The following is a 23198-nucleotide window of genomic DNA, read 5'->3' on the forward strand; positions in this document are numbered from 1 at the left end:
GAGACCATCGCCGCCTTCTTGCACCAACGGGGCACGACTGCGGCGTACTGAAAACAGATTTACGGCATGGCGTTGTTGCAGGGGAATACCTTGCTGCCCCGGCGCAACCACGACGACTGCCGACTAGCTTGCACAAGGCTGGCCACTTCAGGCTGGCACTACCCGATTTTAAGGAGTATCCATGAAACCGACTCTGAGCGCCCTGCCCCTGCTGGCCTCTCTCTGCGCACCCCTGCTGGCTCCGACCCTACACGCGGCCCCCTTCACCCCTGAACAGGAAGCACGCATCAAGGAGCTGATCCGCGAGACTCTGATCGCCAACCCCAAGATCCTCGACGAGGCGGCCGAGTCCTGGGAGAAGCAGAATGCCGCAGCCCAGGAGGCCCAGCTTGGCAACTTCATCAAGGGCAACAAGGATGTGCTGTTCAACAGCGCTACCAGCCCGCGCCTGGGTGCCAAAAACCCCAAGCTGACGCTGGTGCTGTTTACCGACTACAACTGCCCCTACTGCAAGCAGTTCGATCCCCAGCTGACCAGGCTGCTCAAGGCCTATCCGAATGATCTGGGGCTGGTGATCAAATTGCTGCCGTTCAAGGGGCAGAGCTCCGCCAAGGCAGCCCAGTACAGCCTGACCCTGTGGCAACAGGATCCCGCCCGCTTCTTCGCCCTGCACGACAAGCTGATGAGCAAGCAGGGGATGCTGACCGAGGCGGACATCAACAAGGCGCTGGCGGCCACCGGCAATGTGGCACTCAAACCGGAGGGTAAAGCCACCGAGGAGCTGCGCAACAGCCTGCGCATTGGCACCCTGCTGGGTGTACAGGGCACACCGGCGACCCTGATCGGCAACCAGCTGGTGTCGGGCGCCATCCCCTATGAGGAGCTGGAGCAGCTGGTGAAGGCAGAGCTGGCCAGGCAGAGCTAAGGTCGGGGTCGCCCGCAGGGGCAGGAAGCGCTCGCACTGCGGCAATGGTGAGCCCTCAGGTCACCCCGTCTCCATGCAAAGAGCCCGGTATCACTACCGGGCTCTTTTTTCAGGAAGGAAAGGTGACAAACCAGCTCTATTGGGCGGGCGCCATCATCCCCTGCCCGAGCCGCCCTCTGGCACTGGTACGCTCGGCTTCGTCAAGCACACCATCTCCGTTCTTGTCCATTTGGGTAAAGAGGGCCTCATGATGCGCCATGAACTGTTCCCTGGTCGTGTCCTGCATCGGCCTCATGTTGCCCATATTCCCCATCTTGCCAGGCATGGCCTTGCCTGACTGCTGCATTGCCTCGTGCATCTTGGCCATGGCTGCCTCTCTCTCGGCAATCGAGAGGGTGCCATCCTTGTCACTGTCCTGCCGGGTGAAACGCTGCTCGGCTCTTTCCATAAACTGTGCCTTGGTAATGTCCCCCTTGATGAACATCAAGGGCTCATCGATGCTCTCATCGGCAGCGATGGCGAAACCGCCAAGCAGCACCATAGGCAGAAGATAAAATTTGAGCATGGCTGTCCATTCCTTAGTAAGGGTCTCGGTACGGCCGAGGCCAACTGACGATCGCCAAGATAATCCCCGGCGCCTCCTGTAGTGTAGTCCCTGGACTATTCCCGACAGGGAGACAGATCCCAAGGTGCCCCGTCAAGCTTTTCTGCCAGTGACCTTGCGTCCTATTCATGGCGATGGCGGGAGGTTTCCGTTAAAATGACGGGTTTTTGCCGTGCCTGATTTGCCAATCCCCACCATCAGGCACTCGCAGCGTGAATCCTATGATGCCAGTGATGCAGGATCTGCCATGAACAACTACTTTCGGGTGCTGGGCGTCAAGTCCAACGCCAGCGAAAACGACATCAAGAAAGCCTATCGTCGGCTGTCGAACCAGTACCACCCCGACAAGCTGCACGGGGCCAGTGAAGAAGAGAAAGAGCAGGCAGCCATCAAGCTGCACCAGGTAAAGCAGGCCTATGAAGTGCTGTCCGATCCGAAACAGCGGGCCGCCTTTATCAAGGATTTCAACAACGTCATCGTGACCGACCCCGCCTCCGCCATGCAGGAGATGTGGGATCAGTTCTACCCCTGAAACAGCAGGCAGAAAGAGCAACTATGCAAAAGAGATGGGACCAGGCGCGGCTCAAGGCGCTGCAAAGCGATGCCAGCGAAAACATCGAATCCTACCGGGATCAGGAAGACCCCAAGGGGCTGGAACAGTTCACCGACCAGATGAAGAGCCTGCTGCTGGCCGATATGAGCATGCTGGAGTTTATGCCCGAGTATCTGCCGCTGGCCCTCTATGGCCGGGTGCAGTTCCCGGCCAAGGCCAAATCGCAGTGGAACAAGTGGCTCGCCAGCGGCGAGCAGCCGAGCTGGGACGAGTTCAAGGTGAGCGTCGGATTCAACAACGCCGCCCTGCCGCTGGTCAAGGCGGTGCGGGCCCAGAGCGAAGATCAGCTGATGGAAGCCTGCGCCGTGCTGTTCCTGCTCGACAACCCGCTACCCCGCGGTAGCCACCGCGGCGATGACGACTATGAGCTGCGCGACGAAGAAGATGAAGACGGGGAAGATGCCGACGCCGACTACCACGGCGGCAGTGACCGCTATGGTGATGACGACGGCGATCAGGATATGTACGACGAAGTCCGTTTCTAATTGGGGCAAGGCATGAGCAACAGTCTGATAGAAATTACCGCCATCGAGATCAAAGAGCTGGCCGTTATCGAGCCGAAGCAGGCCAGCGAGAAGTTCGAGCTGATCGCCAAGACCATGTCTGACGACCAGCTGGCAGAAGTGATTGAAAACATTGATATCGTTACCCTGACCCAGATTAACGGCCAGCACGACATCTCCTTCCCCTCCATCATCTCCGAGCTGATGACCCCGGAGCGGATCCGCGATATCGTCTGCCAGCAGCCGCTCTACTGGGAAGAGGCGATCAAGAACAACGCCGACGAGCTGCAACAGCACACCTTCGACTTCCTCAACTACCTGATCCGCACCCAGGATAGCGAAGCCAAGCAGCGCGAGATCCTCGAGTGCGTGGCCGAAGATCCGGCCGGTCTCTTCTACCTCGCCATCCCCTTTATCGAGTTCTATCGCGGCGATCGCTATGAAGAGGACGAAGGCTATCGCGACGTGCTGCACGCCGAAGAGGAAGATCTCGAAGAGTCCCTGCGCTACAGCGAGCGCCAGCAGAGCGAGGATGTCCACGACTACGCGCTGGATGACCCGCGCAGCCTCTTGATGCTTATTCGCGAGCTGGCCCCCGAGGTGGAGAAAGCCATCAAGGCGCTGCTGCGCAACGAGCACTCCAGCTGGGACGGCATCATCAACAAGTTTGCCGCCGAGCTGGTGATGCAGGCCAAAGAGAAGAACAAGGTCGAGGAAGACGAGTACGGCGACGTCGACGACATGTTCAGCTTTCTGGATTAAGGAGCCCATTCATGCAGTTAGTCATTCGCGATGCCAACCAGGGCCCCTATCTCACCCAGGTGCTGCGCTTTGGCCGCGACAACGAACTCTTGAGTCAGCAACAGCTCGCCGCCATCAAGGGTAAGGCGGTACTGATGAGCCTCAAATTCGCCGACAAGTACTACAACAAGTACAAGATGCACCTGCTGGAGCAGGCCGCCCACGACGTCATCGGCGTGGTGAGCCTCGGCCTGCAGGAGCTCTCGGCGCGGAATCCGGCCAAGGCGCTGGCGCTGCTGCAGGCGCCGGAAGGCCCCATCAAGCCGTTCCAGAAGGGCTGGTCAATGCTCATCACCGTCAGCCCCAAGCAGGTTGGCAACAGCCTCTACGGTGACGTGGATGCGCGGCTCTTGGACAAGATCTCGAGCCCGCCCGATGTGGAGGAGTGGCAAGGGTGGCAGGAGTACGAGAAGGCGCTGACCGAGCACAACAAGAGCCGCCTGATGGCACTCATCGACCAGCACTTCTTCGCCTGCGAGAGCGACCACCCCACTATGGAGGACAAGCTGGCCGAAGCGCTGCTCTACCGCATCCTCTGCGGCAAGGGCAGTGGCGCCGCCCCGCTCAAGGTGAAGCAGGATCTCAAGCGCAAACTGGCGCGGGAGATTGAGCTCGACGAGAGCTGGTATGACACCGACTATCTCGCCGCCCAGCTCGCCCTGATGCTTAGCGCGCTCCCCGCCGACATGGCCGCCGCCCTGCGGCAGGAGCTGAGCCCGGGCTTTGTGCCCAACCTGCTGCACACCCTCGGCTTTGTACGCCAGTACCAGCTGCTGCAAAAAGAGAACGCCTCGCCGGAGAAGCTCGACAACGTCGAGATGCGCGCCGGTCTCAAGCACCCGCTGCTCGGTTGGCCGCTCTACCACGACTTCTAAGGCCGCTTTCGCCGCCCATCAGTCGCACCACAACGCCCGGCCCGCCGGGCGTTGTTCTATCCTCCCCTCACCCTCTCGACAGCAGTGAAGTAACACGCGCAAGTCACCCTCGGGCTGCCCCTTCTCTTCCCGATATTTATTCACTCAATACCCGAGGATGAATAAACAACCTGCAATACAACAACTTGGCGCCAGCTGCGTTTCGGGACAACAAAGCGGGACGCAGATCCCGCTACAGCGCCAGAATCAGCACCAAATAGCCGACTGGATCACATCAACCGTGCCGCAATCGCGTGGTAAGCCGAGCTACAACCACGACTCAATCACGCATAAAAAGGCGGAATAGATCAATAAAAAGCAATTAATCGCGCCGGATTAAATTTCAGGTATGGCTATTTGCACCGCTTGGCCGCTAAATGACAGACCGGCCTTCAGACCAGCATGGAAGCGCACAAGGCTAGCCGGCAGCAGACCGGTACGCTCTCAGGACGAGTTATGACTTTCTTCTCTCACAGGAGACAGACCGTGAGCGCTTCGAATCAACACCCCACCATTCCCCCCGGCTCCGGGGCGCTGTTCTTTATCCAGACCTTCTCGACCCTGGGGTTTGCCGTGCTCTACTCCACCCTGGTGCTCTACGCCACCAAGCGGCTCGGCTTCAGCGAATCCCAGGCCAACGCCATGATGGGGGTCTTCGGGGCCTTCAACTATGGCCTGCACCTGTTTGGCGGCTATCTCGGCGGGCGCTACCTCAGCAACCGCAACCTGTTCGTGATGGGGATGGTGCTGCAGGTGATCGGCTGCTACTTCATCGCCGAGATGGGGATCACCGGCCTCTACTGGGGGCTCGCCATGTTCCTTACCGGCAGCGGCCTCAACGTCACCTGCCTCAACATGATGCTGACCCAGCGCTTCGCCCCGGATGATCACCGCCGCGAGAGCGCCTTCCTGTGGAACTACGCCGGGATGAATCTGGGCTTCTTTATCGGCTTCACGGTGGCGGGCTACTTCCAGCTCACCGAGGATTACCGCACCCTGTTCCTGTTTGCGACGCTGGGCAACATCATCGCCATCATCGCCACCTTCGCCTGCTGGCCGATTCTGGCGGATATCAGCACCCCGCTGCGCCATGTCAAAGGGAGCGGCTTCTACCGCCGAATGCTGGCCGGGATCGCCATTCTGGCCATGCTGGTGCCGGCGCTGCGCCTGCTGCTGACCCACGCCAGTTTCAGCGGCAGCTTTGTGCTGATCCTGGGGGCCGTGGTGCTGGTACTGCTCTGCGTGATGACCGCCCGCCACCCGGACGCCGCCGAGCGCAGCCGCATGGTGGCCTACCTGATCCTCGCCCTCGGCTCCCTCATCTTCTGGTCGCTCTACCAGCTGGCGCCCATGGGGCTGATGCTCTTCTCCGAGCACAACATCAACCTCAACGTGTTCGGGCTGCGGGTCGCCCCCCAGTGGATCCAGAACATCAACACCCTCGTCATCGTTATCGGTGGCCCCTTGATGGCGCTGCTGTTCAAGCGACTGCGCGAACAGGGCTGGAATATCGACATTCCCTCCCAGTTTGCCGCCTCCCTGTTCTGCATGGGGCTCGGCATGCTGGTGCTGCCGCTCGGCATCCATCTGGCGGGGGCCGACGGGCTGGTCGCCTTCAAGTGGATCGCCATCAGCTATGTGCTGCAGAGCTTTGGCGAGCTACTCATCTCCCCCATCGGTTACGCCATGATTGGCAAGCTGGCCCCCGCCAGCCTGCAAGGCTTGATGATGGGCTGCTGGATGATGGTGACCGGCGTTGCCTCCGTGCTGGCGGGCTATGTCTCCAGCGCCATGCCGCAGAATATCGGCAGCACCCCTGCCGCCACCAACCCGGGCTACAGCTCGGTGTTCAACATGCTCGGCTGGGGCTCGCTGGCGGGCGGGATCGTCCTGCTGTTGCTGGTGCCCCGTCTACGCCTGCTGATCGCCTCGAAAATCACCCCGCAACCGGCGGCGACAGCTATCCCCGTCTGATCGGGCTCGGGCCAGCCTTTTCAGTGGCCCCTGCCAGTGCGAACGGTTGAATCAGCGGCACTGCTGTTAATGCAAAGGGCCCCGCTATCATGGATGGCGGGGCCCTCTCTTTTGGCGGGATAGGTGGATCTTTTGCAGGCTGGCAACCTGGCGCTTGCTATGGTGTTTACCCCTATCGTCGGCTCCCCTCACCCTGACCCTCTCCCAAACGGAGAGGGAACCAGTACCTGCCAACCTGTAGCCCTAGCTGTCACCCTTAGCTATCACGCCATACCACGGTCACTATCAATGGCTGCGATCTCTGCTCCCTTCTCCCACTCTTTGCCATCGATAAGGGGAGAAAGGTCGGGGATGAGGGGGAACAAACCATCACAACAGCAGCCACCGACCAGCCACAGAACGTTAAATCAAGCAGGAGCGCGTAGGGTCGATTAGCGAAGCGTAATCGTCCGCACCGTAACATCAGCAACAAAGAACCGTTTGAGAACCATCAAAAATAACGACAACTTGTTTTCTCGATCGCCTGATTATGCTTCACTAATCAGACCTACTGGCTTGGAATAAATAAAATCCATTACTACCAATTTTCCACAAAAATCTATTATAGGAAACTAAATATAATATCAAGAGAGGGGCATATTTAGCTTTCAAGCTACGTCTATTCAATATCAAGCAATTCAGACTCATATTTAGAATATAAGGTTCCGATCATTTTTAACACAAAAAATATCAATTCCTCTAAAATATCTTCATCTAACGGAAGCTCCTTCTCTGGACTAAACTGATGTACAAGTTGATTCCGATACTTATATAGTCTATTGGCTGCGGCCTCAACTTCACAACTTGCCATAAACCTAGCCCAATGAATATATTCTTTCAGGTCTGAGTCTAATTCAAACACTTCTTTTACTAACAAAGATAGTGAGTCCTCTTCTTTTCTTCTCCATGATAAATCATCTGAACATTGCCTTGCTAAATCAATAACTTTTCCATTATAAGCAATAGACCTCTTTAAATTACCAACTCTCGGCATTGGATAAATCCATTCTATACATCTATACGCCTCTAGAAATGCGTGCTTTTTGTGAAAGCTGGTCATGGAAATAAAGATGTTCGCATAAGAAACATTACCGACATTTAAAAACAAATCCTGAAAAATAGAATTAAGCCTAGAACTTTGAAATGCTGACACCTTAGTATTAAATGCCAAAAGGTAATACAAAATTCTTTCTAAACTAAAACCATCATAAATAGACTGTTTTTCAAAGCTAATTACGACTATGTCATTATAGTAGCTAGTTATATCTGAAAGCGATGTTCCTCTATAGTCACTATCATCTGGTTGATGTACAAAGCCTTCTTCTAGGTCAGACTTTGATATATTACTTCTAACTTTAAGGTCTATTCTTCTAGCCGAAAAAACAAAATGAGCACAGTCTACTTCAACAAAATCAAAGTCATCAGGGAGGACAAAATCAGCCTCTTCTACTCCAGAAATACAAATATATACGTTTTCTCTATCACCATATTTAAAACCCGAAACGGAGTAGAGAACATCAAATTTCTTTGATGCTTCTGTTAAGCTCTTGTATAGCGTGAACTCCGCTCTCGAGCTATCCGTTTGTACAAACTTAAATTTATCCTTACCCGAGATATGCCCAGCAGATAGGAGCAATGTCTCAAAAATGTAGCCAGAGTCCTTGTCAAAATTTGCCATTATTTTGCCAACCAACAAACCTGAAAATTAGGCATTTTATCAGAGAACTTAAATAGAGCTTCAAATGCTTTATAGAAAAATTCCCTCTCAAAAGTACCTATTTTAGCTGATTTGACACTTAGTTTTTCATTTAGAAGATCAAATTCAAGAAACTCTATAAGTTCTTCATCACTCATGCTTGCCAACTTTACGATAAATTTACAGAGTCTCTCATCAAAATCTTTTAAGTTTACTAATACACCGGCATGATCACAGTCGAGCCCCTTAACACCATAGATATACTCTGCGGCAGCAGAAACGAAACCAGCACCAACAGGAATACTAGTAAATAAGTCTTTGCCAGACTTAAATCGACCGGTACCAATGTCTTTCACTCTAGAAATCTGATCATCAAGCTCCAACATTCTCTTAATAACCAAACTAAAGTTATTTAGTGAGTCATTTTCTGATGCTGCCGAAATTGTATCTAATCGAGCAAAATCTTCAGATACTTTATCCTTTAGATCTACGTCAACCTTTCTAGTAGTGAAGCATAAATAATATTCTATCAATTTACTGCTCTGATACTGACTTGAGGATGTGCGTTTTTTAGGCTCATCAAGAACTCGTAAATCTAACGTGGGTATATCATTTTTTAATTTCTGTGCTATAGGCTCATATATAGTATCAAGTTGCCTTTTAATATCCCAAGGAACCTGACCAGTATTAAGCACCAACATTCTATATATCAGACTATTCATAGAGTCAGATACCCAAAACTCTACTCTCAACTCGTTGTCGATAATCGTAGCTTTTTTTTCTAAGGCTTCCTTTATTGCCGTCGTCCTTTGCATTCCATCTATCAGAGATATATTCTCACCTATAACATCAAAGATACTCAATTTTTTATCTGATAGCTTTCTATATTCCTCCGGTTCGACAATGAGACCAACAACCATTGGTGGTAATATCGCGCCCAGTGAAATATCCTCTACCATTCTTGATCTGATAGTTTGTGCAGTTTTTGTTTTAAGAGGCATACGCTGACCATTTATCCCTCCTTTCTTGCTATAAGCCGCATTAATAATATCTAAGTACTGCTTTACTTTCAGATTTTCTAAAATAGATAAGCAGTTGGATTTTTTGTCTTCTAATATGTTGCTCACACTGACACCTCTTAATATTAATTCTTAGTAACTATCTCATATTTATAATGTTTTTTGAACTACTTTATGACAGAGCTCTTCTGTCAGCTTGATAGACGCAAGGGAAGCAATTCTGGGCCCCCCATCGTTGTGATAGCCGCCTAGTGGGGCGTTATGGCGAAGGGGACCTCTATTTCTCACCCGAGAGTGAAGCTGCTTTTGAAAGGCTTGTGGCTGCCCTTGGGCTTGCCGTGGGTGGGATGGTGGGTCAGCTGCATTTGGTGTGGCGATCTTGGTTACTCCACCTTTCGTTTGCCCACTCTGTAAAGCAGTCATGGCCGCAACGTCCGGAAGAGGAGGAAGTGGCTACACTTCGGCGTTTTTGACTAAATCCGATAACCTCTCAACAAGTCAGGCTGACATTTCAAGATATCAAAAAGGTGAGTCTGCTAGATTTTATCGCTAAAAACGTTTCGCTAATCAAACCTACGCACCCTCCCAAAGATAGAAGGAACAACTCAATGTCAACCTCAGGCTGTGGTGGTCATGCTGTAGTGGTCAACTAAATCCGGACACTTGGTTAGGCCGATCTTCGGCTTTTGCTGGCGGTATCCCATTATTGTGGTGATGTGGACGCCGCCAGTTGTAGTAATCCATCAGGTAATAACTGATATCCCGCTTTGCCTCCCGCACGCTCATGTATCCCATAGCCGGGAGCCACTCTGACTTCAGGCTTCTGAACAATCGCTCCATCGGGGCGTTATCCCAGCAGTTACCACGACGACTCATGCTCTGGGTCATGCGATAGCGCCACAGTCGTTGCCGAAATGCCCGGCTGCCATATTGGCTGCCCTGGTCAGAGTGAAATAGCACGCCTGACGGACAACCTCGTTGCTGATACGCCATCTCAAGTGCTTTGATGGCCAGCTCTGCATCAGGCTTCTCAGATATCGCCCACCCCACAACCCGCCGGGTATGCAGGTCAAGCACCGCTGCCAGGTAATGCCAACGACCACCTGCCCAGACGTAGGTGATATCGCCACACCACACCTGATTAGGTTGCCGGACATCAAATTCTCGGGCCAGCAGATTGGGAATGTCCGGTCGTTCAGACCGAGCGACCTGATAGCGATGAGCGCCCGGTTGCTTGGATACCAGACCGGCTTCCTTCATCAGGTTACGTACTTTGAATCGACCAATCTGATACCCCAACTCTCGCATCATCGACATCAAGGCGCGGCTGCCCGCTGAGTTCCGGCTTTCTTTGAACAAACGGCGCAACTCACAGCGCTGTTGCATACGTTCACGGTTAATCGTCCGCCAGCGAGCCAGATAATCGTAAAAACAGGAGGTGGGAACATCGAAGGCGCAGCAGACCAGAGTGATGGGGGCTTGCTCCCTTAATCGGTCTATCAGCGCGTACGTGTGAACTCGTCCGCCATCAAGAGAGCAGTAGCCTTTTTTAGTATGTCCTTTTCACGTTCGAGCCGGTTGATACGGGCTTCCAGCTCCTGGATTTTCTGCTGCTCCGGAGTCAGCGCTTTGCTGATTGGGGTTGTGCCACAGCGTTCGGATTGAAGCTGCTGAACCCAGCGGCGGAGCACTGTTTCACCGACGTCCAGTGAACGGCTTGCTTCGGGGACAGAATATCCCTGGTCGAGCACCAGGGATGCGGCTTCGAGTTTGAATTCGGCAGTAAATGAGCGACGTAATCTTGTCATTGAACACCTCAGGTCATGGTGGCGACTGTACCACCTAAAATGGTGTCCGGGATGATTAGACCACTACATGCATCACCTAACGGAGATGAGGGGGGAGCAAGCCATCACTGCAGAAGCAATTAACGAGTAACTGTACGTTAAAGAGAACTGTGGTGTCGATTAGCGAAGCATAATCGTCCGCGGTGGCTATGGATATAGAGAGCGGCTGGAATGCCTACAAGGTGGCTATAACTGGTTTTCGCAATCGTCTGATTAGGCTTCGCTAATCAACGACTACATATTAACATTGCATATAAAAATATTTACAATACATATCAGTTATTTTCATCTACGCTCACTGTTATTTTTGCTTTTTTGAAAGTATATGCAAGTAATAATTGGTTTATGAACAGGCTTACCCTAAAGTGATCAATATCATTCACGCCTTTTACCTTATCAGAGATTTTGTATAGTGCTACGTATACCATCCAAGCCATCAGTCGTATTCCTACAACAGAGGCAAATATACCAAAAGCAATTGTTGCATCTAATATAAAAAACTGATACCAACCAGTTTCCTGTATAAAAGAAAAAACATCATTAATATTAGAGCCAGCGGAAATGCTTAAAGCCACAGTAGCCGCAGACACTGAAATAAACAATGCCAATATACGATTTTTTGCATCTGACGTGTAAATGAGGTGAACGATAGTTTGTAACGATGGTGAAAAATTATTATTATGCTTTTTACGTAAGTCCAATAACTGATCTAGTTCCTTAGCTAAGGATAAATAACCATCCATTCCGACCCCAACTGTCTTCTGCAGCCAAATTAATTTTAACTTGCTAAGTTTTTTCTCATTGGTTTTTAACTTTTTCTGCATTCTAGATACAACTATTTCATCCCTTAGCAAATTCAAACTAAAACATGACATCAAAAAACAAAACTCAAGCAAGAAAATAAAAATAGTTCTATTCGACAAACTAACATTAACATGTGGGATAGCAAAAGCTTCAAATCGCCATAACATAGCCAAGATAAAAAAAGCTAACGATATAAGACACAACCAAAATCTAATGGTTTTAAATGTAAAAACACAATCATAAGATTCAAAATCTTCATAATAGGTATTTACCACTCTAAAGACCTGGCTCATATCTACCCCATAAATTTATAATCTTAATACGTGACTTTTAATAATAGAAGGGCGCTTTCGCGCCCTTCTATATTAATTACCCTTCCTGATTTTCCCCAGTTGCCGGTTCGGCACCGGCGGCGGGTTCAATCTCGATGCGATCCACGCGCTGCAAACCGCGGGGCAGCTTGGCGCCGCGGCGGCCGCGCTCGCCGCGGTAGTAGTCAAGGTCAGATGGCTTAAGAGTCAGCTTGCGCTTGCCGGCAAACAGGGTGACCGACTGGCCCTGCGGGATGACGGCGGCCATCACCACAAACTCCTCCCGCGCCTTGACGCGCGCCGACGGAATGCTGATGAGCTTGTTGCCCTTGCCCTTGCCGAGCACCGGCAGGGTGTTCATCGGGAACAGCAGCATACGCCCCTCGTTGGAGATAGCCATGCAGAGATCGGTCTCCGGCGAGCCAATCTTCTGGGGTGCCATCACCAGCCCCCCTTCCGGCACGGTGAGCAGCGCCTTGCCGTTCTTGTTCTTGCCGATGAGGTCGTCATAGGTGCAGACAAAGCCGTAACCGGCGTCGCTGGCGATCAGATACGGCTCGCCTTCGTTGCCCATCACCAGATGACGTACCTCTTCACCGGCGCCCAGCGCAAAGCGGCCGGTGAGCGGTTCGCCCTGACTGCGGGCGGAGGGCAGGGTGTGCGCCTCCAGCGAGTAGGTTCGGCCAAAGCTCGACAGGAACACCGCCTGCTGGTTGCTGCGGCCAAAGGCGTGGGTGAGGTAATTGTCCCCCGCCTTGTAGGAGAGCCCCTCGACATCCACGTCGTGGCCCTTGGCAGCGCGCACCCACCCCTTGTCGGAGAGGATGACGGTGACCGGTTCGCTCGGCACCAGCTCTTTCTCGGTCAGCGCCACGGCGGTGGCCCGCTCCACCAGCGGGGTGCGGCGATCGTCGCCGTACTTCTCGGCATCGGCCAGCAGCTCTTTCTTGAGCAGGGTGTTGAGACGGCGCTCGGAGCCCAGAATGAGCTCCAGCTTGTCGCGCTCTTCGGCCAGTTCGTTCTGTTCGGCGCGCAGCTTGAACTCTTCGAGCTTGGCCAGATGGCGCAGTTTCAGCTCGAGGATCGCTTCGGCCTGGGTCTCGGTAATGTTGAAGCGTTCCACCATCACCTTGCCCGGCTCATCCTCGGTGCGGATGATCTCGATCACTTCGTCGATGTTGAGATAGGCGATCAGCAAGCCTTCGAGGATGTGCAGGCGAGCCAGCACCTTGTCGAGGCGGAACTGCAGGCGGCGACGCACCGTCTCGCGGCGGAACTGGATCCACTCGCTGAGGATGGTCTTGAGGCACTTCACCTGCGGCCGGTTGTCGAGGCCGAGGATGTTGAGGTTGACCCGGTAGTTCTTCTCCAGATCCGTCGTGGCGAACAGGTGGGCCATCAGCCCCTCCACATCCACCCGGTTGGAGCGCGGCACGATCACCAGACGGGTCGGGTTCTCGTGGTCCGATTCATCGCGCAGATCGGTGACCATCGGCAGCTTTTTGGCCACCATCTGGGCGGCGATCTGCTCCATGATCTTGGCGCCGGAGGCCTGATGAGGCAGCGCTGTGATGACGATGTCGCCATCCTCCTCGCTCCAGACCGCCCGCTGCTTGATGGAGCCCTTGCCGGTCTCGTAGATTTTGCGGATATCGTCGCGCGGGGTGATGATCTCGGCGTTGGTCGGGTAGTCCGGCCCCTGAATGTGCTGCATCAACACATCGAGCCCCGCATTGGGGTTGTCGAGCAGCTCGGCACAGGCGTAGGCCACTTCCCGCGCGTTGTGGGGCGGGATGTCGGTCGCCATCCCCACCGCGATACCGGTCACCCCGTTGAGCAGGATGTGCGGCAGACGGGCAGGCAGCACCACCGGCTCCTTCATAGTGCCGTCGAAGTTCGGCGTCCACTCCACCGTGCCTTGCCCCAGCTCCGAGAGCAGCAGCTCGGAGAAGCGCGACAGCCGCGCTTCGGTATAACGCATGGCGGCGAAGGATTTGGGGTCGTCCGGCGCACCCCAGTTGCCCTGACCATCCACCAGCGGGTAGCGGTAGGAGAAGGGCTGGGCCATCAGCACCATGGCTTCATAACAGGCGCTGTCGCCGTGCGGGTGGTACTTACCCAGCACATCACCCACGGTACGGGCGGATTTCTTGTGCTTGGAGAGCGCCGACAGACCCAGCTCGCTCATGGCGTAGATGATGCGCCGCTGCACCGGTTTGAGGCCGTCGCCGATATGCGGCAAGGCCCGATCCATGATGACGTACATGGAGTAGTTCAAGTAAGCCTGTTCGGTAAATGTGCGCATTGGCTGGCGCTCTACCCCGTCCAGACTGAGCTCGATAGCATCACTCATGTGATTTTCTCTTTCGGTTCGGGAGCCGCCACAGGGCGACTCCGGCTAAATGCTTGCCGGCCCCGACAGGGCCGGCCGACGGCTTAGATGATGGCGAGGTTGCCCTTCTCTTCCAGCCATTCGCGGCGATCGCTCGCCCGCTTCTTGGCCAGCAGCATGTCCATCAGCTGCAGGGTCTCGTCAGCCGCATCCCCTTCACTCTCCCCTGCCGGATCCATGGTGAGCTGCACCAGACGGCGGGTGTTGGGATCCATGGTGGTTTCCCGCAGCTGTTTCGGGTTCATTTCGCCCAAGCCCTTGAATCGGGTCACCATCACCTTGCCTTTCTTCTTCTCGGCTTCGACCCGCTGCAGCACGCCGTTCTTCTCGTCCTCGTCGAGGGCGTAGTAGACCTCTTTACCGATATCGATCCGGTAAAGCGGCGGCATGGCGACATAGACGTGGCCCTTCTCCACCAGCGCACGGAAGTGTTTTACGAACAGGGCGCAGAGCAGAGTAGCGATGTGCAGACCGTCCGAGTCCGCATCCGCGAGGATGCACACCTTGCCGTAGCGCAGGCCACTGAGGTCGTTGGAGTCGGGGTCAAGACCGATGGCGACCGAGATGTCGTGCACCTCCTGCGAGGCGAGCACCTGACCGGCCTCCACCTCCCAGGTGTTCAGGATCTTGCCGCGCAGCGGCATGATGGCCTGAAACTCGCGATCCCGCGCCTGCTTGGCACTGCCGCCCGCGGAGTCACCCTCCACCAGGAACAGCTCGCCCTGCATGGGGTCGGCGCAGCCACAGTCGGTCAGCTTGCCGGGCAGCGCCGGGCCCTGGGTAATCTTCTTGCGCACCACCGTCTTGGCGGCGCGCATCCGGCGCTGGGCGCTGGAGATACAGATCTCGGCGATCTGCTCTGCCAGCTCGGTGTTGCTGTTCAGATAGAGGCTGAAGGCATCCTTCACCACGCCGGAGACAAACGCCGAGCTCTGGCGTGAGGAGAGGCGCTCCTTGGTCTGACCGGCGAACTGCGGATCCTGCATCTTGATGGAGAGGATGTAGGCACAGCGATCCCAGATATCTTCCGGAGTCAGCTTGACCCCGCGCGGCAGCAGGTTGCGGAACTCGCAGAACTCGCGCATGGCGTCGAGCAGGCCCTGACGCAGGCCGTTGACGTGAGTACCGCCCTGCGCGGTGGGAATGAGGTTCACATAGGATTCGGCAAGGCATTCGCCCCCTTCCGGCAACCAGCAGAGCGCCCAGTCCACCGCCGACTGTTCGGAGCTGAACGAGCCGATAAAGGGCTGCTCCGGCAGGCAGGTGTACTGCTTGACCGCGTCGACCAGATAATCCTTGAGGCCATCTTCGTAGCACCACTCCAGCTTGATGCCGGTGTTCTTGTCGAGGAACTTGATGGTGAGGCCGGGGCAGAGTACCGCCTTGGCTTTGAGCAGGTGCTCCAGCTTGGTGACCGAGAACTTGGGAGAATCGAAGTAGCTCGCCTGCGGCCAGAAGCGCACCCGGGTGCCGGTGTTGCGACGGCCGCAAGTGCCGGTGATGGTCAGCTCCTGCACCTTCTCGCCACGCTCGAAGGCGATGTCGTAGACCTGACCGTCGCGACGCACCGTCACCTCGACCCGATCGGAGAGGGCGTTTACTACCGAAATACCCACCCCGTGCAGACCGCCGGAGAACTGGTAGTTCTTGTTGGAGAATTTGCCGCCCGCGTGCAGCTTGCAGAGGATCAGCTCCACCCCGCTGACCCCCTCTTCCGGGTGGATATCGACCGGCATGCCGCGGCCATCGTCGATCACTTCGAGGGACTGGTCTTCATGCAGGATCACCTCCAGATTGCGGGCGTGACCTGCCAGCGCTTCATCGACGCTGTTGTCGATGACCTCCTGGCCGAGGTGATTGGGCCGGGTGGTGTCGGTATACATGCCGGGGCGGCGACGCACCGGTTCAAGGCCATTGAGGACCTCAATGGCATCCGCATTGTATTGAGTAGACATGGAGGGCCTTGCGAATTGACGTTTGGGGAGAATCTTACTCGTTGGGAGGGTATTGGACAAACTTGGCTGCGGGAAAGGGTGATCCGGAGGGGATTGTGCCCCTCCCAAGGCTGTTTCAGCTCCCCTCGGCGGGGCCCGGCAGCGCCTGTTGCAGCTGGGAGAGCGAACTTTGCAGCCGCCACACCATGCCTGCCAGCTCTCGCGCCGTGCCATCGCCATGGTTGGCCAGCCCCTGACTGATCCGCTGCAGCTCGGCCAGCGTGCGATCCAAGGAGGCGTGCTGCACCCCCTGCTCGGTGAGGATCCCCTTCAGGCTGCGGATACAGTTGTCGCGCACCAGATAGAGGGGGTGCTCGTCACCGCGCCACTGGCGCAGCTGCCAGACGATATGGCTGCAGTTGAGCAGCACCACGCCCCAGCGCAATACCCAGAGGCGGGCGGTCTGATCCTGACTCTGGCCGAGCTGGCTGATGCAGTGGTAGATGAGCGACTCGAACTGGCTCTCGCTCTGGCGCGGGGCGGGCTCCAGTTGCTCCATGAAGTGGCGGCGCAGGGAGCGGATGAGGCGGCGGCTCTTGCGCCGATCCGAGCTGGGTCGCAGCAGCTGAAACGCCAGCGCGGCGCTCATCACCCCCAGCATCTGGGCAAGGCTGCTGTTGATGAACTGCTGATAGTCGTAGCTGGGCGGATTGGTGATGGCGAGAAACGAGCCGAGCAGCACGATCATCTGGCCCCAGAGGCCCGCCTGCCGCACCTGCTGTTGTTTGCAGAGCTGCATGGTGAGCAGCGCCGGAAAGAGCAAGAGGCAGAAGATCCAGAAATCGTCGATGCGGATCATCAGGCCAAACTTGACCGTAAAGCAGATGAGGCTGAGCAGCAGGATCGCCCTGAGCATGGTGTTGGCCCCCTGAGCCGGCGCCGGGGTCGCCGAGTAGAGCACGCAGCAGATGGAGAGCATGGTGAGCGCCGAGCTGCCCGCATCCCACTGACTGTTGATCCAGAAAGTGCAGCCGAGCAGCACGCAGAGGAAGGTGCGCCCGCCGTTGTAGGCGGCCTCCCGCGTGTCGGTATGGCTGGTGAGGGAGGTGTGACGGGGCGGCGCCGGCCACTCCTGATCGTCGTAGCGGGTCAACCGGTCGAGCCAGCGCTGGCACTCCAGATAGCTCCAGCAGAAATGGCGCAGCCGCAGCAAAAAGGTGCGCAGTCGATAATCATGCTCGCTGGTCGGCATCAGGGGAGCCAGCAACCTCGCGACCCGATACTTGTCGCACCCCGGCTTGCCAAGCTCGGCCAGCAGGGTGGCGAGCAGCGCCTGAATGCCTTCCGGTTGTTCCGGCCAGTTGTGCAGCATGCGGCGCTGGCTGGAGATAAGACTGATCAGGCGCAGCTGGCGATGGAGCAGGAAGTTGAGCAGCCGGTTCTGGCGCCGCAACCGGTGATGGCTCCAGACCGCCTGTATGCGCAGCACGTTCATGGTGAGGATCTGGCCGATCAGCCCTTCGTGGGAGCTGCGCACCTCGGGCGTCATCTCCCCCAGCCAGAGCAGCTGGGCATGCTCCAGCAGGCGAGCTTGGCTCTTGCGCAGGGATTCCAACAGGGTTTCGCTATCCGAGGTGCTGGGCAGGATCATCATCATCAGGCCACCGCAGAGGATGCCGATGATCACCTCGCTCACCCGCGCCTGGGCAATATCGAAGATATGGTGGGGATCCGCCACATTGACGCAGGAGAAGGCGATGATGGCGGCGGTGTAACCGCCGAGGGCAAAGGCGTAGGAGACGTTGTTCTGATAGTGGTTGGAGATGTAGGTGCACAAGCCCAGCCAGAGGGCGATAAGGAAGCTGAACAGCCAGGGATCGCTGATACCCAGGCCGGTGATCACCACCGCCGCCATCGCCCCCATCAGGCTGCCAACCACCCGCCCCAGACTCTTGCTGATCACCCCGCCCACGGTGGGAAAACTCACCACGGCAGCCGAGCTCATGGCCCAGTAGGGAGAGTCGAGCTGCAGCACGAAGGCCAGCCAGAGCGACAGGCACATGGCCAGCGCATTGCGCAGGGCATAGCGCCACTGCCCCCCTGTCGCCCTCCCCCAGGGGGTGCGCAGCCAGAACGACTCGCTCACCCTACTAGCCAATGGTGATGGTGCAGGTGGTGCCGGCGATCAGCGTCACGTCCGCCGGCACATCCAGCAGCTTGATCCGCACCGGCACCCGCTGGGCCAGCCGCACCCAGGGCACGTTGGGTTTGACGTCGATCAGCAGACCGTTGCCGCCATCGACGCTCTGATCGTGGATGGCGCGCCCTATGCTCTCCACCTCGCCGCGCAACCGCTGCTCACCGCTGTAGAGCACCACTTCGGCCGGTTTGCCCGGCGCTATGTGGCCAAGCTTGGTCTCTTCAAAGTAACCCTGTACATAGAAGGAGTGAGTATCCACCAGCGCCACCAGCGGCACACCGGCGCTGGCGTAGTTGCCGACCCGGGTCTGCAGGTTGGTGATGTAGCCATCGCTCGCGGCATGCACCCGGGTCTTGGCCAGCGACCACTCCGCCTTCTCCAGATTGGCCTGTGCCACCTGATAGGCCGCCTGCATCGCCTGGGCATTGAGGCGCGCTTCATCCATCGTCTCGGCGGAGATGACGCTGCGCGACAGGCCACTGCGGCGGTTCGCCTCATGCTCGGCCTTGTCGAGATCCGATTTCGCCTTGGCCAGCGCCGCCCGGGCATTATCGAGGGCGATCCGGTAGGGCTCGGGGTCGAGCGTAAAGATCTCCTCCCCCGCTTTCACCAGCTGGTTGTCCTTCACCGCGATCTTGATGATCTTGCCCGACACCTCGGGGGTAATGCTGACCAGCTCGGCGCGCACCTTGCCATCCCGGGTCCAGGGCCCCTGCATGTAGTAGTTCCACAGCCACCAGCCCGCCGCCAGCGCCAGCGCGCAGACCAGCAGGGTGGAGAAGTATTTGAGGGTCGCGAGAGGTGATTTAGCCATGTAACAGCATCCATAAAGCGCCGCTGACGGCGAGGATAAAGAGAGAGAGATCCATCAACATGGGGTGCCAGACATCCCCGCCATAGAGCCAGTCACGCAGCAGATGATGCACCGGCAGCCAGCAGAGCAGGCCGAGCAGCACCGCCTTGAACAGCGGCGGAAAGTAGAGAGAGGCGCCCAGTACCAGATCCGGCAGCGCAGAAGGAGTTGTCACAAACGTGTTCCCTGTTGGCAGTGAAGTTCAGAAGAGTTCGGCCATCCCCTGCCCCGGGCGAGGCAAAGTAAACAGGCCGCTAAAGATTAACACTGCCCCGCAGGGCGCAACAGGAACATATGAGCCCCTTTCGTTCAGGCCTGTCGATCCGCTGGATGGTGCACTCCATCGCGCATCGGCACCTCCCCCAGCTCGAACGGGTTCACTTCCTCAGATGTCAATCAAACAGGGTATCGCGCCGCCCCTGCTGCAAGTGCTCATGGAGGGTGCGCAGCTGGGAGGCCACCACCCGATGGCGGGAGAGCGGGGGCAAGTCGTCGATGGGGAAGTACCCCGCCCCTTTGGTTTCATCGGTTTCGCCCAGCAGCTGGCCGCCGGTCACCTCGCACAGGAAGAAAGCCTTGTGGGCGTGGGGCAACTGGGGTGGATGAGGGTGTTTTAGCTTGTCGAACAGGGCCAGCAGTTGCACCGCCCGACACGCAAGGCCGGTTTCCTCAACGACTTCACGCACCACGGCATCCGCCGGCGAGTCACCGATATCGCACCAGCCACCGGGCAGAGTCCAGCAGTCGTCGCTGCGCTCCTGCACCAGCAGAATATGGCCCGCATCGTTCTGAATGAAGGCCCGCACATCGAGCTTGGGGGTGGGATAACCGTGATCGAGGGCAATCCAGTCGCTAATGGCTTCCGGCGCCAGCTCGCTCTGGCTGGCAATAAGGGCCACGGTGGCCGCTCGCAGCGCCTCGAAACGGCCGATATCGAAGGGGTCTTTGGAGTAGGTGAGGCCCGCTTGCGCCGTGGCCAGTACCTGTTCCAGAAAGGCGGACAACGGCGGTTGCATGATTAAAGCCCGAGGAAACGGATAATCTGGGCGGGGTAACGCTCAAACGCGACAAAGGCGTGGTTGCCGCCGCACTCCAGCGAGAGGCGGGCAAAACGGTATTCATCCAGCGCCTTGCGATAGTCGAGCACCTCATCTCCCTGCTGCTGCAGGATCCAGAGTCGCTCCGGCGCCGTCACCGGTACCGCCAGCGCTCGCAGCTCATCCATATGTTCAGGCAGCAGCTGGTACTGCTCACCCGTATAGGGATTGGTCTGGGGGCCAAGGTAGTCACAGAGCAGCTCATGCGGGCGCACCGCGGGATTGATTAGGGCAGCGCGGCAGCCGTGCTGCTCGCTGACCCGGGTCGCCATAAAGCCACCGAGGGAGCTACCCACGGCGCCGAGCTTGAATTCACTACCATAGCGGCTCTGCAAATTGGCAATGGTCTGTTCGATGGCCGCCCAGGCTGCCGCTGGCGTATTGGGCTGGGCCGGGATCACCACCTCTATATCGGGTCGGTTGGTGGCCACCCAGGCCGCCATCTGCTGCGCCTTGGCGGAACCGGGTGAGGAGTTGAAACCGTGCAGGTAGAGGAGAACGGGCTTCATGGCGACTCCTCAATAACCGGTGGCATTGGGGTCGGGCACAAACTGCCCCACCGGCAGACGCCACACCTGGCTGGCGATACGGCCATCAGGGTAGAGGGTGAGGTAGCGCCAGCCCGGGCCGGACTCGTCCAGCGCGAAACCGTCACAGAGCGGTTTGAACTGGATGCAGGTCGATGGGCTGGCGATCAGCCGCACGCCGCGGTGCACCTCGTCAAACTCCTGATGGACGTGGCCAAACAGAATGGTCTTCTGCTGCGGGTGGCGAGCCAGCACGGCAAACAGGTCATCGGCATTCTTGAGATTGTGCTGATCCAGCCAGGCACAACCCACCGGCACCGCCTGATGGTGCAGGGCGATGAGGGCGTGGCGATCCGGATACTGGCGCAGAGCACGGTCGAGCGCTTCCAGCTGGTGATCACCGATCATGCCGTGGGGTTTGCCACGCACCTGGGTGTCGAGCAGGATCACCTGCCAGTGGTTTCCCACCAACTGCTTGGACTCACTGATCCCGGCGGCATGGAGGTATTCGGTCATCAGCGGACTGTCATCGTGATTGCCGGGCAACCAGTAGATGGGGCGGCCAAGAGGCGCCATCATGGAGGCAAAACGCAGATAGGATTCCGGGCTGTGATCCTGCGACAGATCGCCGGTCGCCAGGATCACCTCGTAGGGATGGTCGTTGGCCTGCACCTGTTCCAGCACGGCAGCCAGACTCTCTGCTGTACGCACGGCCAGCAGCCGTCCCTCTTCACTGGCAAAGAGATGGGTATCGGTAATTTGCAACAGGCGCACACTGCCGTCCTGCGCCTGGGGGAGCTCTGTTTCCAAAATCACGCTTCTTTATATTTGTTCAACTGGAGATATTGATGGGGCTGGTGCCATGCCTGAGACAAAATTTCAGCCATTCGGCCAGAAACAGATTTACCTGCTCCTTTTCATCCCGCTGGTGCATCTTTTTGTTGGGGTAATCATAACGTGGTTGCAAACGGGAAATCTGTTGCGCTGCACACACTTCCGCCATCCGCACATCATGATACAAACGAATCTCGATTTGAGCCTGCAGATATTCGGGCAACTCGGGATTGTGCTGACTCAAAAGAACCTGAGAAGTGAAGCGACTCTCGCCACAAATGGTGAGCTGGAACTGCAGAGCGTTGCCAACACGATAGCGGCGTTCAGATCCGACTTCCCCATCTGGCGGCAGCAGTTTCATCAGCGCCATGTAATTGACCTCGCAGGTACGCTGCAAGGACATCAGATCAGGCACATAGCGCCTGCTCTGTTGCTGGGTCTGAGCCAACTCAGCGCTCCGCCAACCAGCGGGCGCGCAACTCGCCGTGGTTGAGGGCCAGCCACTGCAGGGCGATGACCGAGGCGGCGTTGTCGATGCGCCCCTCTTTCAGCCAGGCGTAGGCCTGCTCGCGGCTCACCACGTGGACCCGGATATCCTCGCCTTCATCCGCCAGACCGTGCAAACCGCTCGCCTTGCTGGCATCCACCTCGCCCACATAGACCTCGATCCGCTCGGTACTGCCGCCCGGGCTCACCAGATAGCTGATGGCATGTTCGCAGCGGGCTACCTCGATCCCTGCTTCTTCCACCGCTTCGCGACGCACCACCGCCTCGGCAGTCTCACCTTCGTCGATAATGCCGGCCACCAGCTCCAGCAACCATGGGGTCGGGCTGGTCTCCATGGCGCCGATGCGAAACTGCTCCACCAGCACTATCTGGTCGCGCACCGGATCATAGGGGAGCAGCGCAGCAGCATGGCCCCGTTCAAACAGCTCGCGTACGATGGGCTGATTCCAACCACCAGCAAATAACCTGTGCTGCAGGCGATAGACGTTCACCTTGAAAAAGCCGTTATATCCAGCTGATTTTTCAATGATTTTCACATCATCAGCGGCGTAATGCCGATCTTGCGGCAAGGGTTGCTGCGACATCAGGGACTCCCGTCAGCTTGACTTGAACCAGTTTGACCATAAAATCCGAGGAACATGAATGAACATTCATTCACTCGGTGTAACATGGTAATGAGGGGTGGATTTTAGCAGCCACAGACCATTTGGCTAGGCACTCGGGGAGAAAACTGCAGCCGGTTCTTGACGTTCCCGTCACCGGACCCGAGACACTTCGCATTAAATTTTGCTTATAGTAGAGTGA

Annotated in this window: 21 protein-coding genes; 6 read left to right on the plus strand and 15 right to left on the minus strand. The window is 56.7% G+C overall.

Annotated elements, in window-relative coordinates; genetic code table 11:
- Positions 1-181 precede the first annotated feature (181 nt).
- Positions 182-925, plus strand: a complete 744-nt coding sequence (locus tag G5149_RS15950; protein ID WP_421172396.1) for a DsbA family protein — start codon at positions 182-184, stop codon at positions 923-925.
- A gap of 136 nt (positions 926-1061) precedes the next feature.
- On the opposite strand, the gene G5149_RS15955 is transcribed toward G5149_RS15950, so the two are convergent.
- A complete protein-coding gene (locus G5149_RS15955) occupies positions 1062-1490 on the minus strand; it encodes an EF-hand domain-containing protein (protein WP_216952102.1) in 429 nt (142 codons plus the stop codon).
- A gap of 286 nt (positions 1491-1776) precedes the next feature.
- Between G5149_RS15955 and G5149_RS15960 the strand changes: the two genes are divergently transcribed.
- The 5 genes from G5149_RS15960 (at position 1777) to G5149_RS15980 (ending at position 6334) form a co-directional block, all read left to right on the plus strand.
- The gene (locus G5149_RS15960) at positions 1777-2061 is read left to right on the plus strand and encodes a DnaJ domain-containing protein (RefSeq protein WP_005343121.1); all 285 of its coding nucleotides are present in this window, start codon (positions 1777-1779) and stop codon (positions 2059-2061) included.
- A gap of 23 nt (positions 2062-2084) precedes the next feature.
- Positions 2085-2627: a cold adaptation protein AtcA gene (gene atcA / locus G5149_RS15965; protein WP_421212950.1), complete on the plus strand. Its 543-nt coding sequence runs from the start codon at positions 2085-2087 to the stop codon at positions 2625-2627.
- Between the two features lie 12 nt (positions 2628-2639).
- Positions 2640-3407 (plus strand): cold adaptation protein AtcB, encoded by a 768-nt coding sequence (gene atcB / locus G5149_RS15970; RefSeq protein WP_005343119.1) that lies wholly within the window; start codon positions 2640-2642, stop codon positions 3405-3407.
- An 11-nt stretch (positions 3408-3418) separates the two neighbouring features.
- Positions 3419-4321 carry a cold adaptation protein AtcC gene (gene atcC, locus G5149_RS15975; RefSeq protein ID WP_421212951.1) on the plus strand — a complete coding sequence of 301 codons (903 nt, stop codon included), beginning with the start codon at positions 3419-3421 and terminating at the stop codon, positions 4319-4321.
- Between the two features lie 525 nt (positions 4322-4846).
- Positions 4847-6334, plus strand: coding sequence for a peptide MFS transporter (locus G5149_RS15980; protein ID WP_421212952.1), 1488 nt, complete (start codon positions 4847-4849; stop codon positions 6332-6334).
- 658 nt (positions 6335-6992) lie between these two features.
- Here G5149_RS15980 and G5149_RS15985 read toward each other — a convergent pair.
- From G5149_RS15985 to nudF, 14 genes are all read right to left on the minus strand, one after another.
- Positions 6993-8051 (minus strand): hypothetical protein, encoded by a 1059-nt coding sequence (locus tag G5149_RS15985; RefSeq protein WP_421212953.1) that lies wholly within the window; start codon positions 8049-8051, stop codon positions 6993-6995.
- Positions 8051-9196, minus strand: coding sequence for a hypothetical protein (locus G5149_RS15990; RefSeq protein WP_421212954.1), 1146 nt, complete (start codon positions 9194-9196; stop codon positions 8051-8053). Before G5149_RS15990 ends, G5149_RS15985 begins: the two co-directional genes overlap by 1 nt.
- A gap of 537 nt (positions 9197-9733) precedes the next feature.
- Positions 9734-10896 (minus strand): IS3 family transposase gene (locus G5149_RS15995; protein WP_421212955.1). Its coding sequence is split into 2 segments (ribosomal slippage): positions 9734-10641 and positions 10641-10896, totalling 1164 coding nucleotides; the frame shifts between segments, so codons are not numbered across the junction.
- Between the two features lie 314 nt (positions 10897-11210).
- Positions 11211-12032, minus strand: a complete 822-nt coding sequence (locus G5149_RS16000; protein ID WP_421212956.1) for a hypothetical protein — start codon at positions 12030-12032, stop codon at positions 11211-11213.
- A gap of 76 nt (positions 12033-12108) precedes the next feature.
- Positions 12109-14403, minus strand: coding sequence for a DNA topoisomerase IV subunit A (parC, locus tag G5149_RS16005; protein ID WP_042032650.1), 2295 nt, complete (start codon positions 14401-14403; stop codon positions 12109-12111).
- A gap of 83 nt (positions 14404-14486) precedes the next feature.
- Positions 14487-16397, minus strand: coding sequence for a DNA topoisomerase IV subunit B (parE, locus tag G5149_RS16010; protein WP_219271657.1), 1911 nt, complete (start codon positions 16395-16397; stop codon positions 14487-14489).
- A 115-nt stretch (positions 16398-16512) separates the two neighbouring features.
- Positions 16513-18522: an FUSC family protein gene (locus G5149_RS16015; RefSeq protein ID WP_421212957.1), complete on the minus strand. Its 2010-nt coding sequence runs from the start codon at positions 18520-18522 to the stop codon at positions 16513-16515.
- A gap of 4 nt (positions 18523-18526) precedes the next feature.
- Entirely contained in the window at positions 18527-19390 is an 864-nt protein-coding gene (locus G5149_RS16020; protein WP_421212959.1) for an efflux RND transporter periplasmic adaptor subunit, read from the minus strand.
- Positions 19383-19625 (minus strand): DUF1656 domain-containing protein, encoded by a 243-nt coding sequence (locus G5149_RS16025; RefSeq protein WP_139408694.1) that lies wholly within the window; start codon positions 19623-19625, stop codon positions 19383-19385. The genes G5149_RS16020 and G5149_RS16025 overlap by 8 nt, the downstream gene beginning before the upstream one ends.
- 196 nt (positions 19626-19821) lie before the next feature.
- On the minus strand, positions 19822-20445 hold the full coding sequence (locus G5149_RS16030; protein ID WP_421212961.1) for an NUDIX hydrolase: 624 nt from the start codon (positions 20443-20445) through the stop codon (positions 19822-19824).
- Positions 20446-20447: 2 nt separating this feature from the next.
- On the minus strand, positions 20448-21035 hold the full coding sequence (locus G5149_RS16035; RefSeq protein ID WP_421212962.1) for a YqiA/YcfP family alpha/beta fold hydrolase: 588 nt from the start codon (positions 21033-21035) through the stop codon (positions 20448-20450).
- Between the two features lie 9 nt (positions 21036-21044).
- Complete coding sequence (cpdA, locus tag G5149_RS16040; RefSeq protein ID WP_041234061.1) at positions 21045-21863, minus strand: 3',5'-cyclic-AMP phosphodiesterase; 819 nt, start codon at positions 21861-21863, stop codon at positions 21045-21047.
- 22 nt (positions 21864-21885) lie between these two features.
- The gene (locus G5149_RS16045; protein WP_421213003.1) at positions 21886-22290 is read right to left on the minus strand and encodes a DUF1249 domain-containing protein; all 405 of its coding nucleotides are present in this window, start codon (positions 22288-22290) and stop codon (positions 21886-21888) included.
- A 46-nt stretch (positions 22291-22336) separates the two neighbouring features.
- Entirely contained in the window at positions 22337-22978 is a 642-nt protein-coding gene (gene nudF / locus G5149_RS16050; RefSeq protein ID WP_005343102.1) for an ADP-ribose diphosphatase, read from the minus strand.
- Positions 22979-23198 lie beyond the last annotated feature (220 nt).

The sequence above is a fragment of the Aeromonas sp. 600479 genome, from assembly GCF_049175515.1.
GTDB classification, from domain to species: domain Bacteria; phylum Pseudomonadota; class Gammaproteobacteria; order Enterobacterales; family Aeromonadaceae; genus Aeromonas; species Aeromonas veronii_A.

Bases quoted from the DNA above. Each gene is read 5' to 3' on its own strand.
- G5149_RS15950 (WP_421172396.1), top strand. From the start codon at position 182: ATGAAACCGACTCTGAGCGCCCTGCCCCTGCTGGCCTCTCTCTGCGCA.
- G5149_RS15955 (WP_216952102.1), bottom strand. From the start codon at position 1,490: ATGCTCAAATTTTATCTTCTGCCTATGGTGCTGCTTGGCGGTTTCGCC.
- G5149_RS15960 (WP_005343121.1), top strand. From the start codon at position 1,777: ATGAACAACTACTTTCGGGTGCTGGGCGTCAAGTCCAACGCCAGCGAA.
- atcA (WP_421212950.1), top strand. From the start codon at position 2,085: ATGCAAAAGAGATGGGACCAGGCGCGGCTCAAGGCGCTGCAAAGCGAT.
- atcB (WP_005343119.1), top strand. From the start codon at position 2,640: ATGAGCAACAGTCTGATAGAAATTACCGCCATCGAGATCAAAGAGCTG.
- atcC (WP_421212951.1), top strand. From the start codon at position 3,419: ATGCAGTTAGTCATTCGCGATGCCAACCAGGGCCCCTATCTCACCCAG.
- G5149_RS15985 (WP_421212953.1), bottom strand. From the start codon at position 8,051: ATGGCAAATTTTGACAAGGACTCTGGCTACATTTTTGAGACATTGCTC.
- G5149_RS16000 (WP_421212956.1), bottom strand. From the start codon at position 12,032: ATGAGCCAGGTCTTTAGAGTGGTAAATACCTATTATGAAGATTTTGAA.
- parC (WP_042032650.1), bottom strand. From the start codon at position 14,403: ATGAGTGATGCTATCGAGCTCAGTCTGGACGGGGTAGAGCGCCAGCCA.
- parE (WP_219271657.1), bottom strand. From the start codon at position 16,397: ATGTCTACTCAATACAATGCGGATGCCATTGAGGTCCTCAATGGCCTT.
- G5149_RS16020 (WP_421212959.1), bottom strand. From the start codon at position 19,390: ATGGCTAAATCACCTCTCGCGACCCTCAAATACTTCTCCACCCTGCTG.
- G5149_RS16030 (WP_421212961.1), bottom strand. From the start codon at position 20,445: ATGCAACCGCCGTTGTCCGCCTTTCTGGAACAGGTACTGGCCACGGCG.
- G5149_RS16035 (WP_421212962.1), bottom strand. From the start codon at position 21,035: ATGAAGCCCGTTCTCCTCTACCTGCACGGTTTCAACTCCTCACCCGGT.
- G5149_RS16045 (WP_421213003.1), bottom strand. From the start codon at position 22,290: ATGTCCTTGCAGCGTACCTGCGAGGTCAATTACATGGCGCTGATGAAA.
- nudF (WP_005343102.1), bottom strand. From the start codon at position 22,978: ATGTCGCAGCAACCCTTGCCGCAAGATCGGCATTACGCCGCTGATGAT.